Source organism: Stenotrophomonas sp. SrG, from assembly GCF_050031795.1.
In the GTDB taxonomy this organism is placed as follows: domain Bacteria; phylum Pseudomonadota; class Gammaproteobacteria; order Xanthomonadales; family Xanthomonadaceae; genus Stenotrophomonas; species Stenotrophomonas rhizophila_A.
Genome location: NZ_JBNBBE010001786.1, coordinates 1 through 230, shown reverse-complemented (window position 1 = coordinate 230; position 230 = coordinate 1). Strand labels below are relative to the sequence as shown.

Sequence of the window (230 nt, the reverse complement as noted above, 5' to 3'; positions counted from 1 at the left end):
AACTGGTGGACCAGGCGGCCGGTGACGCCGGGGATCAGCAGCTGCGGCAGCACCTCCGCCACCCGAGACCCGCTCAGGGACAGCACGGTGACGCCGATCTGGCGCGCGCCGATCTCGGCCGCTTACGGGCCGCTCTTGCCCTGTTCGATATAGCGCACGAAGTTCTCTATAATCAAGATAGCATCGTCGACCACGAAGCCGGTGGCCACCACCAGCGCCATCAGCGACAG

1 pseudogene is annotated in these 230 nt (G+C 65.7%); it reads right to left on the bottom strand.

Features of this window, described 5'->3' with window-relative positions:
- Positions 1-230, bottom strand: a pseudogene (locus tag ACQG3P_RS25410) (efflux RND transporter permease subunit); the annotation flags it as partial.